Consider the following 15,448-nt stretch of genomic DNA (forward strand, 5'->3'; position numbering starts at 1 on the left):
CCTGCTTCGCTTTCGATCCTGCCTTGGTCTGTCCACTCCTGGCCTGGAATGGCGGAAAGCCTGGCCGCCATGCTGCCGATGGGCGGTCGGCAGCGTGGGCAGTTAGGCTTGCTCCTTGCCGCGCACACCGATAGCAGTACCGCCAAGCAGCTCGGTGCAAGCCTTCGCACGGTAACAAATACTCTGTGTTCCTTAATGAACCGACTCGGCGTCGAAAATCGCTTTCAGCTGAGTGTGGCCATCGGCAGCCTCATCCATGCGGCGTCATCCCGCGCGCGAACCGTCAACGATGCTGCCGGCAGTAAACGGAGCCGTGACCGAGGGATGGGCTGACAGCCTCGGATTCGAGGTTTGTGATGGCGTGGTAGGTATCCGTCGAGTCTCCCCAAAACTCTTGGGGAGACTCGACGGATACCCTGCGACCAGCATCTCACTCCGCCAGAGGCCCGAAAACGGCGCATTCGTGATCGAAGTACAAGTTCTCAAGCAGCGGTCTTCGCCGACAGCAGGTCGACAATAGACGCAACACTCTCGAAATTCTCAAATGCCAGCTCGTCATCCTCGAAGACCACACCGAAACGATCCTCCAGGCGAAGGGTGAGTTCCACGCTACCCAGCGAATCAAGACCCAGAGAATTCAATGACACGCTTTCTTCCATCTCGGGTATATTGGGGGCGATTTCACGAACCACCTCTCGAACCGCATGTGCGATCTCCGGTTGCTCCATGAAATCCTACCTCTCGATTCTATTTGGCGACTCGGAAGGCCGGCGGGCATTCCCAGGAAAAGCGAATATGACGCTCCAGGGTTTGGCCGGAACCACGAATATTCGCCTGCACGCGAGATAGGTAGAGTGCACCGTTCCCGAGCCAGCCGATTAGCCGACATGCTACACCTGAGGATCCTCCGTGCAACTTGCGACAGCGCCAGTTTTTGCGCATATCAGCAAATTGAGAGACAGTCGGCTCACCAGTCGACAATGTGAGTGTGGACCGGGAGATTCCCCTACCTGGTGCGACTGCACGAAACAAGCGTTAGAAGAGTGGAGATCATGGGCGTTATGGATTTCCGAAAGGTGACGCAATGACTGTCCCGCCACCCGCCGAGGCCGTAGCACTTCGCCCTGCTCCCCACGCCTACACCGACCTGGTCGGCCTACTGGAGTTCACGGCGCGAGCCCACGCCTCGCGAACTGCGGTCCGCACCACTGACGAGGACTCGCTCACCTGGTCTGAGCTCGACCTGGCCGGGCGGCGGCTGGCCGGAAAACTGGCTGCCTGCGGGGTCGGACGGAGTGACCGAGTGATGGTGTCCCTACCGCCCGGTCCCAGATTTGCCACTGCACTCTCGGCAGTCCTGCGACTCGGAGCGATCCTGGTCCCGGCCCGGCACAATGCGACCTCCTACGAGCTGGAGTGGCTGATCCAGGACGCCGATCCGGTCGTTGTCGTCGCGGACGGGCTGTCAGCCGACGCAGTCGAGCAGGCTGGCGCTGCCGTCCTGAGGCCCGCCGACCTGCACGGCGACGATACTCCCGCCCTCTTGGCAGCGCAGATCGACGGCGCGGACCCGGCTCTGCTGCTCTACACCTCAGGCAGCACCGGCCGCCCGAAGGGAATCGTGTGCCCGCATGCTGCGGTCCTGTTCGCCGTGCGAGCTATTGCTGAACGGGTGGGCTACCGCACTGGCGACGTCGTATGGAACCGGCTCCCGGTCTCATTCGACTATGGCCTCTACCAGCTGTTCCTATGCGCCTTGGCAGGTGCCGAACTCGTCGTGCCAACCGGGGAGCTATCCGCCCGTGAGCTGGCAAATATGCGAGCCGCACGGGCAACGGTCGTCCCAGTCGTTCCCGCACTGGCCCAGACTCTCACTCGACTGGCCCGGCGCGACCCCAGACCGACCCACGTTCGACTATTCACAAACACCGGCGCAGCGCTGACCCCGGCCCACACTGCGCAGCTGCGCACGGCGTTCCCCGAGGCCGGCATCGTCCTGATGTACGGCATGAGCGAGTGCAAGCGCATCACGGTGGCAGCCCCGGACGAGGACCTGGTCAGCCCTGAAAGCGTCGGACGCGCTCTGCCCGGCACACGGCTGTTCATCGTGGACTCCGCAGCACTACCTCTACCCCCAGGCAAGACGGGCGAGATTGTTTCGGCCGGACCGCATGTGATGGGCGGTTATTGGCGCGCACCGGCCGAGACCGCACGAAGGTTCCGGCCTTCACCGGACGGCCACGGCAAGGCGGTGTTTACCGGGGACCGCGGCAAGCTCGACGACGCCGGCAGGTTGTACTTCATGGGACGCGACGACGACATGTTCAAGCATCGCGGGTGGCGAATGAGCAACACAGAACTCGAGGTCGTCCTCACGGACATCCCCGGCGTCGAGGCTGCGGCAGCCCTACCTCCCGGCCCCGACGGTCGGCTGACAGTGTGGGCGGTAACCGCGCTCACACCGAGTCAGGTCCTCAACGGGGTAAGGGCGCGACTCGGCCCCGAGCGAACCCCGGACTGCTGCATCGTGCTCGACAGCCTCCCTCTGACCGCGCACGGCAAGGTCGACGCCTCGGAACTCCGCCGAACTACACGGATGCAGCCATGACCGAGTCCTCTACCGGATCGGGAATTCCCGCGTCGACCAGGCGCCATCTGGCGCAGATCGTCCAGAACGTCGGCACCCCCGCGTACGTCTACGATCTGGCCGTCGTGCGCTCGTCCTTCGCCGCCCTCCGGGATGACCTGCCGGTCGGCTCGGAGTTGTTCTACTCTCTGAAGGCCAATCCGCATCCACGGTTGGTAGCTCAGCTGGTCGCTCTAGGCGCACGGGCGGAGGTCAGTTCGATCGGCGAGCTGGCTGTAGCGCTGGCTGCCGGCTGCCCAGCGCACCACGTGCTGTACACCGGACCGGGCAAGACTCCGGAAGAAGTGGAGGAAGCACTCAACCGTGGAGTGCGGCTGTTTTCGGTCGAGTCCGTCACCGACCGGCAGCGCCTCGCCGAGACATGCTCGCGAACTGGCACCACGGCCGGCTACCTGATACGGATCAACAGCCCGCGGGGGAGCACCGGTGGATCCCTCCGCATGACCGGTCGCCCCAGCGCCTTCGGTGTCGATCACACCGACATCCAGGCTCTCGATCGGTTGCTGCGACCGCTCGGAAGGGTCCGGCCAGTGGGTATGCACACCTTCTGTGCAACCAATATCGCAGACCCTGCGGCACTGGCTGCCGAGTTCGAGCAGTCCGTTCGCACCATCGCCGCAATAGCCGGGCGTGCAGGATTCACGCCTGACGTGCTCGACCTCGGCGGAGGATTCCCCGCCCCGTTCGCCCGCCCTGGAGCAATGCCTCGCCATCCCTATCTGAAGGGAGCCGTCGATGCGGTCTTGGACACAGCTTTCCCCGATCGGCGCCGCAATGGCACGCGCGTGGTCTTCGAATCCGGCCGGGCCCTGGCGGCATCCGCCGGAACTCTGCTTACCACCGTTCTGGATGTCAAGCGGAGTGGTGATCGCACCTTCGCCGTGCTGGATTCCGGCGTCAACGTCCTCGGTGGAATGTCGGGACTCGGCCGGCTCCGGTCGCCAAGCATCGTCCCTGTCCCTATCGATGCAGGAACCGCTTCCCCTGAACCCCGCTTGACCACCCCGGTGACCCTGGTCGGCCCGTTGTGCACGCCACTCGACGTACTGGCTCCCGCCATTGACGCCCCGTACCTCTACCCCGGTCAGGTACTGGCGGTTCCTAACACGGGCGCCTACGGCCCTACCGCAAGCCTCTTGGGCTTCCTCAGCCGTACTCCCCCCGCTGAAGTCGTGCTCGATGGCGACCACATCGTCGCCACAGGCCGCTTCGAACTACGCACCCAGGAAGTGACCTTCCGTGACTGAAGCCGACAGCCCCGCACCACCACCGACCGTCGCCCCTGCCTCTCTGACAGAGCTCATCGGCCGCCATGCCCGCGACGTCGACCGAGAGGCGCGCTTCCCCATCGAGAGTATGGCGGCACTACGGACGAACGGCTATATGGGCTACCTCGTCCCGACGGAATACGGCGGCATGGGCGGCAACCTGAACGGGCTGGTCAGTATTGCCAAAGATCTTTCCGGTGCCTGTATGTCCACAGCACTGATCTGGGCGATGCATTGCCAGCAGGTCGACTGCCTGGTCCGGCACGCCAGTTCGGACCTGAAGGCAGAAGTCCTACCGCGGATCGCTTCTGGTGAAATCTACCTTGCCTCAGTCACCACCGGCACCGGCGGCAGCCATCTGATGTCGGTCGACGAGACCCTGACCGGCGCGCCCGACGAAGAAATACTCGCCCTCGGTCGGACCGCCCCGGTGGTTACCGGCGGCGAGTATGCCGACGCATTTCTGGTGACGATGCGCGGCGGTGCCGACCAAGCCGACCAGGGGGTCTCCCTGGTTTATGCCACCCGCGCGGACTTGACGATACGCCGGATTGGTGACTGGAACCCCCTGGGCATGCGGGCCACTGCCAGCGGAGCTCTGCGTTTGGACGGAACTGTCCGCCGGGACAGGCTGGTCGGACAGCCGGGAGGCTTCCGCGAGATCTCGTACGACAGCATGATCCCGTTGGGCCACCTGGCCTGGAGCGCGTGCTGGCTGGGCGCCGCCCAGAAGGCCCTTTTCGGTTTGCTGCAGCAGATCGGCACTACCGTTCTGGTCGATCGCAGTTCACCACTGGTTCAGGAGCGAATTGCCCGCATTCGGGTTGATCTGGAACTGGTCCACGCCTACCTGGAGCGGACCTGTAACGAGATCGAGTCCCTGCGCGAGCAGAGTCGCAGCCTCAATAGGCCAGATCTCCACATCCACGTGAACACGCTTAAACTCGCAGCCTCCGAGCTTACTTTCCGCGCGGTCGACCGCATGGTGCAGCTGGCCGGACTGTCCGTTGGTTACAGCGCCGACGCCCCCATCCCCCTGGAACGCGTTTTCCGCGATCTGCGCTCGGCCGCGCTCAACTACTCCAACGACCGTCTCTGGACCGCCACCGGCATCCTCAGCCTGGTCGACCGCTCCGTGCGACTGCTGTGAGACATGACCACAGCCCGCGAAGGCTCACCGGACCTCAGCGAAAGGAATCGCATTCACGATGAGCACAACCCTCGGTGCAGGGCCGACCCAGGTAAACATGTCCGACACGATCTGGGAGGTACTGATCACCGTCGCAGCGGCCCGCGCGATCCCCGACGGACGGGAGCGTGTCATGCCGCTCCTGGCCACCCCGGGCTTCGACTTCGAAGGACTGATCGGGAACGCGGTACGTCACCGCCTGCTGGCAGCCTTGGCCGACTTCCTGAAAGTCCACGGCTTGCGCAGGGCCGTTCCATACCGGCTACTCGGCCAGTTGGACATCCACTGCAATGCAGGACGGCATCGCGCAGCGATCTTGACCGAAGAAGCACAGCGCCTCGGCGGGGTGCTCCGTGATGCCAACGTCACCAGTGCTTGGACCAAGGGTGTGGTGTTCCACCACACCCTTCACGAAGGCTCCGGCGCCCGGCTGTTCGACGACATCGACCTCATGATTCACCCGCGGCACCGTGAGACGGCCGACGAGGTGCTCACCGCTTCTGGCTACAGCCGGCACTCCCGCTACGATGCCACCACCCGTACCCTGGTGCCGCAGTCGAAGGCAGCGTTGCGCGTCTATCAGCTTTCTCCGGATCACCTTCCGCACTACTACCGACTCGGCCCTGATCCAGTGGTCCCCTACATCGCTGTCGACGTCGCGAACAGCCTTACCTGGCACACCAGTTCCTGGCAGGTGCCAATGGAGGAGGTTCTGAGAGAACGGCGCAGCGTCGAAACCGGCCCTGGGAAGCAGCTATACGCTCTCATGCCGCAGTACGCCTTCTTGTTCACCTGCCTCCACTTGTTCCGTGAGGGATGGCTCGCTCGCATCGCTTCGCGCAAGCCGTTGACGCTGTCCCAGTTCGGTGATGTGGTCACCGAATGGCATCGACTTCGCCCTGCCGAGCGCGCCGAAATCAACCACACGATTAAACGATTCGGCTTGACTCAGCCGACGGCTTGGGTAGTCGCCCACACTGACGCGCTGTTCGGCTCCGAGATTACCGCCGAGCTGGACTTGACATTCGAGGCCACCCCGGAGTGGCTTGCCACCTCCATGATCCCGGATGGCACTTCCGGCGTCTTGCCGGGCACCATGGCACAACGCCTGCGTCGCCCACTGAGCCTGTAGTGCAGCCCACCGACCAAGCCGGAATTTGAGTGTTGATCTTGTGCGCCAGGAGTCTCAGCGTGATCACTCGATCCGGTTGAGCTAATTCGTTGAGGGCAGTGACCGATTCGACGAGTTATCGCGGAGTCCGGGCCCTCTGATGCTCCAGCCGCAGATCGTGATCTTCATGGAGTGGCCGCTGTTCGGCATCACCAGCGGGCGACGAGCGTTTCTCCGCGTCACGACAGATTGCTGCTTCTTTGTTCGGAAAGGACCTTCTGCGAGCCTGGCGGGATCCCTCAACCGCGAAGTGCCATCCAATCAAATCGACACGACGGTGACGGATTCTCATTGGGATGGGAGCCCCCCGGGGTTGGTGTTGCCGGCAGCGCATCAGGATCCGTTGGGGGAGTGGATGAGCCCGGATAAGGGTACTGAAGGGGCTGCCGGTCGAGTTCTATTTGATGGGTAGTAACCAGTGCAGCAGCACGCATCGGTCCTGCTTTGTGTGTGATCTGAAAGCCACCGACCGAAACCCTCTTCGTCACCAGGAGCGCAAGTGATGCGGTTTCTAGTAGTTACCGGCACGCGGCCCTGGGCGGCCACGGGAGGGGCCCGACGCATCAGGGCCGCTTCCGAAGCTCTTTCCAGGCTCGGGACGGTCGATTTGATCGTGTTCCGCTCCAAGGGGGCGCCACCGGTCGAGACCGACCCACCGGTTGGCCCGTTCCGCAAGGTCCTCTCGCTGGAGGACACCTACGACACTCCCCGAAATAGGGCATTACTCACGGAAGCCTTGCCGCAGTGGGCAGGCGACGACTCGTACGACGTGGTCTGGTACGACAGAGAACGCTTGTGGCACATCGCCGGCGGCCTGACCCATGGAAAAGCCGTGGTGGATGTGGATGACCTGGAAGATGTGATTCTGGAACGCTGGCTGCGTCTCGGGAGGAGTCCGAACCGAAGTAAATTGGACACTGTTGAGATCGAGGCGCAACAGTCCGAAATTAAGCGCCTCAGGGCCGCACACGCCGAGGTTGCCGCAGCAGTCGACATGCTGGTGTTTACCAGCGAGCTGGACGCAGCCAAGTTCGCCTTCGACAACAGCACCGTGGTTCCTAACACCTATCTGCCTGATGAGGGAGCCGGCCAAGAGCGGAGGGACCGAACCTACGGTGAAGGCGACACAATTCTTTTCCAGGGGTGGCATGAATGGCCGCCTAATGAGGACGCGGCGATCTGGTTCGTCAGAGATATTCTGCCGCGCGTCCGTGACAGGCGCCCACAAGCCCGATTGCTGCTGGTCGGAAAGCCCTCGCAGGCCGTGAGGGATCTCGGATCGACACCTGGTGTAGAAGTCGTCGGTGAAGTGCCGCGCATGAGGCCTTATCTTGACCGGGCGCACGTAATGATCGCTCCGTTACGCGTGGGCGGCGGCACCCGGATCAAGATCCTTGAGGGGTTTGCCAGTGATGTCCCTGTCGTCTCGACAAGTGTCGGGTGTGAGGGGCTGAGGGCCGAGAACGGAGTGCATCTTCGGATTGAGGACGACGTCGAGGAATTCGCTCACGCGGTAGCTCAGTTACTCGTGGACGGAAACAAAAGTCGCTCCCTCGCGGAGAACGCCAGAGGCCTGTATGAGGAGCGGTACGCTCCACATGCAGCGAACGAAGCAGTACGCCAACTCATCGAGCGGATTACCACGTAACGCCGAATGAAAATTACCGCGCGGAAACCAGACAGCGCGTAACTGGACGAAAGACCGATTTCCCTGGTTTATCGCCGCAGGCGTAGGGCCGTTTTGAGGGAAGCCCCCAGTCGGCCCGACTCGTGGACCGTGACGCAACAGCTGCTCTTCAGGCGGCGCCGAACTCGGCTGCCGCCGACCCGACGGATAGCCTTCCCAGGAGTCGTTCCAATAAGGAGTGCGATGACTTCACGGAAAACCTGTGTGGAAACAAATAAAACTACCCCGCCTCCAGGTGGCGGCCTCCGGGGACCGCTGATGTGGTCTCAGGAGATGTATTGGTATCAATACCACCTGCCACTTCCCATCGTGGACAGCGCAAAGATTCCATTGATTCTGCGAATGCCGGATCCGGGGGTTCCGGAAGAACGGGTTATTGCTGCTGTCAGGAATCTGATATATCGGCACGAGGCGTTCCGTACGATCTACCCGACAGACCAGCTCGGTGTGCCTTTTCAGTTGGTGCTCGATCAGGTCGAAACTCCCATCCCGTTCTGTCGGGACGGTAATGACCCCGAAGATATTGATGCCGTCTTTCATGCTCTTTTCGTCCCACCCATGGATCAAGCGGTGGAACTTCCATTGAGGTTGGGTCTCAACTTTAAGGATGGGCGCGTGGCCACGGTCGTCCTGGTGCTGAATCATATCGCCGTGGACGGGGCCAGTATGGGACAGATCGAGGTGGAACTGGCGAGATATCTGAGTGTTTCTGACGAGAGGAATTCATCCTCGACAGATGATCAGAAAGTGAACATTCAGCCGCTCGCCGTCGCACGGCGGCAATCGACTGTACGCGCCCCTGCACATGAGCGGGCCATGCGGTATTGTGAGAATGTCCTGTCATCTTCACCCGCCGCTCAGTTCCCTCGATTTCGCTCCGCCACGCTTATGGATCCGCACCGGGATGTCGTGAGTTACTATCATCGGGTAGTTCTCCGGTCGCCCGCCCTTTTTTCGGCACTGCAAAAACTTTCCAAAAGGGATCCAGGATTCAGGGCCACGAATTACCTATCCGCTATATTTGCCGTAGCGATTTCCGCTCTGTCCGGAAATTCAGGCGCTACCCTCATGATGAATTTCTCAAATCGCTTCCGGGAGGTGCGTCGGTCCGTTGGCTGCTTCTTCCAGGAGGCGTTGTTCTCGGTAAACCTCCTCTCGCAAGCAACGATGAGCGAAGTGATGGCCGAAACCAGACAACGTATTCTCGTTGCAACTCGGCATGCGCAATACTCCTACCTTTCCTTTCGGGACCGTAAGGCAAGAGTCGAGGCAGATCGTGGTCTATCGATCCGGGTGGGCACGGTCCTTAACTGCAATGACCGGCTTGAGCGGAATCTGCGTAGTCCAGCCTCTGGGGACCGGACGGGAGGAGAGCAACCGAGCAGCACGATGAAGCGTCTTGAGTGCCTGTGGCGCGACGAGCACACCGACCTTTGCCTCAGAATCTCCGCGCGGAACGGCGAGGTGCACCTGGACCTCATCGCTCACCGGTCCGTGATTGAGCAAGATCAGATCGAGAATATGCTGACAGCGATGGAGCAGTTCCTCATCGCCTGGGCGAATGAGCCGGATCTGGCGACCGCCACCGTCGCGGAGGTGGTCGAGCGATTCGGGCTACCGGCCTCGTCCTACGACGAGGGGTGGGCCCACGTCGATCACAGCTGGGTCAATACAGCCAAGCTGGAGCAAATCGTCAGTTCGGTGGAGGGAATCGAGGCTGCCCTGGTCGGCGTTGAAGAGCGCCCATCGGCGGGTCGGACCCTCGTGGCTCAGCTCGTCGGGGACCCGAGTAGGCAGGACCAGGTGCGCGCGCACGTCCTGGCCTCGCTGCGTGAGAACGTGGACCTGATGTGTCCGCATGAGTTCGTGTGGTGCGACGAGTTGCCGGCGTCCGGTTCTCTGATAGCTGTCGGGTCCACGGCGTCCGACAACGCCGCAGGTGCAGCGGATGTCCCTGTTGGCCCGGAGAACCCGGCCGGTGGAGCGGGCTACGAAGCGCTTGCGGCAGCTCTGGAGATCGCTCTGGGTGGTGCCCCAGTAGACATGGACTGCTCGTACATCCGGCAGGGCGGAAGCGCCGTCATGGCGCCGGCGGTGATGAAGCATCTGAACCGGTTGGGATTCGAGGGCCCTACCCCGGACGATCTGTTGGGGCCGTGGCCCCTGCGAGCCGTGGTGGAGCTCTGCATGAAGCGGGTGAGCGACGAGTGATCACCGCTTAGGACACGGCCTCATACTGCAACGGTGCTTGCCGCGACTGCTGGCCAGTTTGGTCGTTGGTCGGGTCATGGGTGGGGACCTTGCTGATGTCAGGTTGCGGGCGAGTGAACTCAAGTCCGTGCACAAGCGGTTCGTACACCGGTCATCGGGAGGAGCCACGCCAATCGGCGCCGGCTTACATGCGGGGCCTCGTCGCTCCGCTGCAGCGCAGGAATGGCTGGACCCTGGCGGAGGAGGCCGGCCATGGCGGGCCGGATCGCATTCACCGGCTGCTGAACCGGATCGAGTAGGACGCCGACGAGGTCCTGGACGATGTGCGTGACTACGTCGTCGAGCACCTCGGCGACGAGGACGCCGGTCTGATCGTCGACGACACCGGCCTCCTGAAGAAGGGCCCCCGCTCGGCCGGCGTGCAACGGCAGTACTCCGGCACCGCGGGGGCCCGTATCTCAGTAACTGTCAGCTACCGTCTTCTTGGGGGCGCTGACCCCGGATCTTGGACACCGTGGACACCGGATCTTGAGGATCTGGGGGAATGGAGTCCCTGTGGGAATGAAGCAACCACAAGCGCATCGCGCGCGTCATGCGCGGCATCGGCCTGGCCGGAGTCCGCCTGCGCCGCACCACTGTCCCGGACCCGGCCGCCACAAAGCCCCGGACCGGATCGGACGCGACCTCACCGCCGAGAAAGTGAACACCGAGTACGTCGGCGACATCACGTACTTGAGTGTCGGCGGCGGAAAATTCTGCTGTCTCGCGACCGTGATCGACCTGTGCTCACGCCGCCTGGCCGGCTGGGCACTCGCCGACCACATGCGCACCCCGTGTTCTCGGACGCCTGCCGTCGGGCAGGCGTACTCCGGAGCATGAGCGCGGTCGGCAGCTCAGCCGACAACGCCGCCGCGGAGAGCTTCAACGCAAGCTTCAAAGAGAGACGTTGAAGGGCCGAAAGGACTGGTCAAACGAGCGAGAGGCCCGTCTCGACGCATTCCGCCGGCTACACCACTACAACATCCGGCGCCGGGGGTAGGGGCGGTGGTCCGAGCGGTGCTGCTGACCCATGGGCTGCGGGCGGTGAGCGACGGCCGTCCGGCGGCCGAGGCGTTCGGACCGGTGGCGTCGGCGGTGCTGACGGCCGCCTGCCGGCTGCTCGCGGCGGGCGTCACCTTCCACTGGTCGGTCGCGGTGCCCGCCCGCCGGGCGGGCACCCTGGCCCTGTCCTACTGGCCGCCGCCGCCCGCGCAGCCGCACGGCCGGTCCGCCGCCGGCCGCTGCGCGAGCAGGGCCGCGACGAGCGCCTCGGTGGCGGTGCTGAGCGCCGCGAAGTAGGCGCCCTCGCCAGCGCCCGGGGCGGGTTCGAGGCCGAGGTCGAGCACGGGATGGCGGCGCCCGCTGCGCCCGCAGGTCAGGTCGCACGTGCCGAGCGTGATCCGGACCGGCGCGGGGACGGCCGGGTCGGCGGCGCACCCCCTCCGGCACAGGGCCGCCGCTGCCCGGGTGAACTCCCGCGGGGAGCGGGGCAGTACGCCGACCCGGCGCCGGCCGGGGCGAGGGACTCGGAGCGGTAGGCGTGGCCCTCGCAGCTGTCATACGTGGTGAGCCGCCAGGCGCCCGTGGTGAGCGCGTCCACCAGGGGCCAGACACCTTCCTCGATGGCGGCGCGCCACTGGGGGTGCCCGGGGTCGACGTCGCCCGCCTCGTGGATGCCCGGGAGCCCGACCGTGTTGATGTTGCCGTCCGCGCTCCTGCGCAGCCGGGCGGCGGGGCGCGGCGGGCGCGTTCCAGCGGCCGGGGAACTCGTCGACGTCGGGCATGACGTTCGGGAACCGGGGGCGGTGCGCGAGCGTGCGACAGCCCCCGCCCGTCGCCGTCCTCTCTTCGAGTCCTGTCACAATTCCCTCCCGGTTTGTGGTACACGGATTCAGGATGCTGTCCGGCGATTCTGACGAAGAAATGCCACGAAACGGTCCGCCACTTCTCCCGCGGGGCCCGAAAATGCGCATTCCCGCAGGGCCCGGAGACGGCTGACGCCTTCTTCCGTACGCATTTGCGCAATTCCTTGGCCGCGGGCCGGGCGTCTCAGTCATCCTGCTGGAACATGCCGCCGTCCACGGCGGATCACAGAATCCTCTTCCGCCGTACTGGAAGGAGTCGGGGCCGTGTCTGAAAGGTATGACCTGGCCGTCGTCGGACTCGGTTACGCCGGACTTCCGCTGGTTGTCGCGGCTGCCCGCAACGGTATGCGGGTCGCGGGCTACGACCTCGACGCCGGCCGCGTCGCCGCCCTGGCCGGCGGGACCAGCTACGTGGACGACATCTCCGACCAGGAGATCGCCGAGGCGCTGGCCTCGGGCTTCACCCCGTCCTCCGATCCGGAGGTGATCGCCGCCGCGGCCGCCGTCACCATCTGCGTGCCGACGCCGCTGCGGGACTCCGTGCCCGACTTGAGCGCCGTCCTGGACGCCGTGCGCCTGGTGGCACCCCGGCTGCGCCCCGGAGGGCTGGTGGTGCTGGAGTCGACCACCTACCCGGGGACCACCTGCGACATCGTGCTGCCCCTCCTCGCGCAGGGTTCGCGGACGGTCGGCGAGGACTTCCTGCTGGCCTTCTCCCCCGAGCGGATCGACCCCGGCAACCCGGCGTTCGGGCTGCACAACACCCCGAAGGTGGTCGGAGGCGTCACGGCCCGCTGCGCCGAGGCCGCCACCGTGCTGTACGAGCGCGTGGTGCAGAAGGTGGTGACGGTGAGCACGCCGGCGGCGGCCGAACTCACCAAGCTGCTGGAGAACACGTACCGGCAGGTCAACATCGCGCTCGTCAACGAGCTCGCCGTGTACTGCGACGGGCTCGGCGTGGACGTGTGGGAGGTGGTCGCCGCCGCGGCCACCAAGCCGTTCGGCTTCCAGCCGTTCCGACCGGGCCCGGGGGTGGGCGGTCACTGCATCCCGGTGGACCCCGGCTACCTGACGTTCAGCGGACGGGCCCTGGGGTTCCCGCTACAACTGCCGGAACTGGCGCAGAAGGTGAACGACCGGATGCCGGAGTACGTCGTCGACCGCATTGCCCGGCTCCTCGACGACCGGCGGCGCAGTGTCCGCGGCACCCGTGTGCTGCTACTAGGGGTGACCTACAAGGCGGACATCGCTGACGGCCGCGGTTCACCGGCGGTGCCCGTGGCCGAACTCCTGCTGGACCGGGGCGCCCTCGTGCGCTTCCACGACCCCTATCTGCGCACCCTGCGTCTGCACGGGCGGAGCGTCGCCGGGGTCGAGTCGCTGGACGCGGCGGTGGCCGAAGCCGACCTCGTCGTGCTGCTGCAAGCGCACCTGGACTACGACCTGGCCGCCCTCGCCGACACCGCGCCGCTGCTGTTCGACACCACCGGACGTACCGTCGGCACGCGCGTGGCGCATCTCTGACCCGGTCGCACGACCACTCGGCCGGCCTCCTTCCGAAAAGGACGCCGGCCGGGCATTCCGCATTCCCGGAGAACAGCGCTGCGGATTTCGGAAATCAAAGCCTCTGTAATTCATTGATCCGGCCGTGCGGGCGCTGCTAATTTCGTTCCAGGGAATCAACGGATTCCTCGAAGTAAAAGAAAGAGGTGCATCATGTCCGAGAAGAACGAGATCTCCTTCGACGCGTTCGTCGACGCCGTGAAGTCGTACGACCTGGAGTCCGTCAGCGCCAAGGACACCGCCCACTCGTCGGCGGTCTCGGTGAAGCCCTGGGAGCACGTCACGGAGCAGACCTCGAACACCGTCTGATCCGCTGCGCCACACCGGCGGGCGGCTGTCCGCAGCCGTCCGCCGGGACCTCCGCGCCCGCCGTGCTCCAGCGGTCCGGCGCCCGTCCCGTCGGCCCTGCGAGGTGGCACACATGCTCGACCCGTCCCCGTGGGCGGACCCTGCGGACCGTGAAGTGGAGACCGAGGTGCTGATCCTCGGCGGCGGACTGGCCGGACTGGCAGCCGGTTCCCTGCTCGGCGACCGCGCGGTGGTGGTGGAGGCAGCGGACCGGCCCGGTGGCCTGGTGCGCACCGAACGCATCGGAAACTACTGGTTCGACCACGTCATCCACCTGCTCTACTTCAGTCATCCCGACGTCGAGGCCCGCGTCCGCGCGCTGCTCGGTGACGTCCTGCGCCCGTGCCCCCCGGACGCCCGGGTCGAGACGGCCCGGGGCACCACCCGCTTCCCCGTCCAACTGAACCTGCACGGCCTGCCCGGCGAGGTGCGCGCCGCCTGCCTGGCGGACCTGCGGGCTGCGCACGCGCGGGACACGGCTCCCGGCGACTACGAGGAACTGCTGCTGAGCGCCTTCGGCCGCACCCTGTGCGAGCTGTTCTTCTTCCCGTACAACCGCAAGCTGTGGCGGCGTCCGCTCAGCGCGCTGTCGGCGTCCGGCTTCCACTGGAACCTGACCCGGCCCAGCGTCGCGGAGATCGAGCGCGGCGCCGACTCGGCCCGCCCGGCGGACGGTTACAACGCGCGGGGCTGGTACCCGCGGCCCGCTTCCGGCGGCCCGCGCGGCATGGAGGTGCTCTCGCAGGCGCTGGCCGGCCGGGTCCGGGACCTGCGGCTGCGGCACACCGTCACGGCCGTCGACCCCGAGTCCCGTACTGTGCGCACCCGTTCACCCGAGGGCGTCACCGACTTCCGCTACACCCACGACTGCGTCTCCACGCTCCCGCTGCCCGCCACCGTCGAGCTGTGCCACGGAACGCCCGAGGCGCTCGTCGAACGCTGCCGTGCGCTGCCCCGCAACCGCGTACGGTCGGTGGCGCTCGCCGTCCAGGGGCCGCGCCCGCGCGACACCGGGCACTGGCGGTACTACACGCGTGAGGACGTGCCGTTCACCCGCCTCGTCTTCATGACGGAGTTCGACCCGGACATGGCACCCGCCGACGGCTGGGGCGTGCTCGCCGAGGTACTCGAACCGTCCGAGGGGCCGCGCGCGGCGGACGACGCACTGGTGGCCGATGTCCTGCGCGGGGTCGGGACGGTCGAGCTGCTCGGCCCCGGCAGCCGGGTCGTCGGGTCCCGGGTGTTCACGAGCGACCCCGGCTACGTCGTCTTCACCGACGAGGCCCGGAAGACCGCCGACGAGGCCACCAGCCACCTCGCCTCCCTCGGCATCACCCCGCTCGGCCGTTACGGCACCTGGACCTACTCCTCCATGTCCCAGGTCATGGAGGAGGCCTTCGCCTGGGCCGCGCGGCGTTCGGCCCCGGCGACAACATGACCCGGACAACAGACAGGGAGAT

At 65.3% G+C, this 15,448-nt stretch carries 11 protein-coding genes and 2 pseudogenes; 12 read left to right on the forward strand and 1 reads right to left on the reverse strand.

The annotated features are described in order from the left end of the window. Nucleotides 1–482: 482 nt before the first annotated feature. On the reverse strand, nt 483–728 hold the full coding sequence (locus tag ACIBJC_RS08435) for an acyl carrier protein (protein ID WP_399289536.1): 246 nt from the start codon (nt 726–728) through the stop codon (nt 483–485). 356 nt (nt 729–1,084) lie between these two features. On the opposite strand from ACIBJC_RS08435, the gene ACIBJC_RS08440 reads away from it, so the two are divergent. From ACIBJC_RS08440 to ACIBJC_RS08495, 12 genes and pseudogenes are all read left to right on the forward strand, one after another. Further along, nucleotides 1,085–2,608: a class I adenylate-forming enzyme family protein gene (locus ACIBJC_RS08440; RefSeq protein WP_399289538.1), complete on the forward strand. Its 1,524-nt coding sequence runs from the start codon at nt 1,085–1,087 to the stop codon at nt 2,606–2,608. Continuing rightward, nucleotides 2,605–3,894 (forward strand): type III PLP-dependent enzyme, encoded by a 1,290-nt coding sequence (locus ACIBJC_RS08445; protein ID WP_399289540.1) that lies wholly within the window; start codon nt 2,605–2,607, stop codon nt 3,892–3,894. The genes ACIBJC_RS08440 and ACIBJC_RS08445 overlap by 4 nt, the downstream gene beginning before the upstream one ends. Next, nucleotides 3,887–5,065 (forward strand): acyl-CoA dehydrogenase family protein, encoded by a 1,179-nt coding sequence (locus ACIBJC_RS08450; RefSeq protein WP_399289542.1) that lies wholly within the window; start codon nt 3,887–3,889, stop codon nt 5,063–5,065. The genes ACIBJC_RS08445 and ACIBJC_RS08450 overlap by 8 nt, the downstream gene beginning before the upstream one ends. Before the next feature lie 58 nt (nt 5,066–5,123). Next, nucleotides 5,124–6,236 carry a nucleotidyltransferase family protein gene (locus tag ACIBJC_RS08455; RefSeq protein ID WP_399289544.1) on the forward strand — a complete coding sequence of 371 codons (1,113 nt, stop codon included), beginning with the start codon at nt 5,124–5,126 and terminating at the stop codon, nt 6,234–6,236. A gap of 541 nt (nt 6,237–6,777) precedes the next feature. After that, on the forward strand, nt 6,778–7,923 hold the full coding sequence (locus ACIBJC_RS08460; RefSeq protein WP_399289546.1) for a glycosyltransferase: 1,146 nt from the start codon (nt 6,778–6,780) through the stop codon (nt 7,921–7,923). A 348-nt stretch (nt 7,924–8,271) separates the two neighbouring features. Continuing rightward, the gene (locus tag ACIBJC_RS08465) at nt 8,272–10,173 is read left to right on the forward strand and encodes a condensation domain-containing protein (RefSeq protein WP_399289548.1); all 1,902 of its coding nucleotides are present in this window, start codon (nt 8,272–8,274) and stop codon (nt 10,171–10,173) included. A gap of 76 nt (nt 10,174–10,249) precedes the next feature. Next, nucleotides 10,250–10,685, forward strand: a pseudogene (locus tag ACIBJC_RS08470) (transposase); the annotation flags it as partial. Between the two features lie 56 nt (nt 10,686–10,741). Further along, nucleotides 10,742–11,206, forward strand: a pseudogene (locus ACIBJC_RS08475) (DDE-type integrase/transposase/recombinase); the annotation flags it as partial. Nucleotides 11,207–11,229: 23 nt separating this feature from the next. Further along, nucleotides 11,230–11,511 (forward strand): hypothetical protein, encoded by a 282-nt coding sequence (locus tag ACIBJC_RS08480; RefSeq protein WP_399289550.1) that lies wholly within the window; start codon nt 11,230–11,232, stop codon nt 11,509–11,511. A gap of 830 nt (nt 11,512–12,341) precedes the next feature. Beyond that, on the forward strand, nt 12,342–13,601 hold the full coding sequence (locus tag ACIBJC_RS08485) for a nucleotide sugar dehydrogenase (protein ID WP_399289552.1): 1,260 nt from the start codon (nt 12,342–12,344) through the stop codon (nt 13,599–13,601). 192 nt (nt 13,602–13,793) lie between these two features. Continuing rightward, nucleotides 13,794–13,949, forward strand: coding sequence for a hypothetical protein (locus tag ACIBJC_RS08490; protein ID WP_399289554.1), 156 nt, complete (start codon nt 13,794–13,796; stop codon nt 13,947–13,949). Between the two features lie 112 nt (nt 13,950–14,061). Continuing rightward, nucleotides 14,062–15,426 carry a protoporphyrinogen/coproporphyrinogen oxidase gene (locus tag ACIBJC_RS08495; RefSeq protein ID WP_399289556.1) on the forward strand — a complete coding sequence of 455 codons (1,365 nt, stop codon included), beginning with the start codon at nt 14,062–14,064 and terminating at the stop codon, nt 15,424–15,426. Nucleotides 15,427–15,448 lie beyond the last annotated feature (22 nt).

Source organism: Streptomyces sp. NPDC050509, assembly GCF_044457965.1.
Taxonomy (GTDB): domain Bacteria; phylum Actinomycetota; class Actinomycetes; order Streptomycetales; family Streptomycetaceae; genus Streptomyces.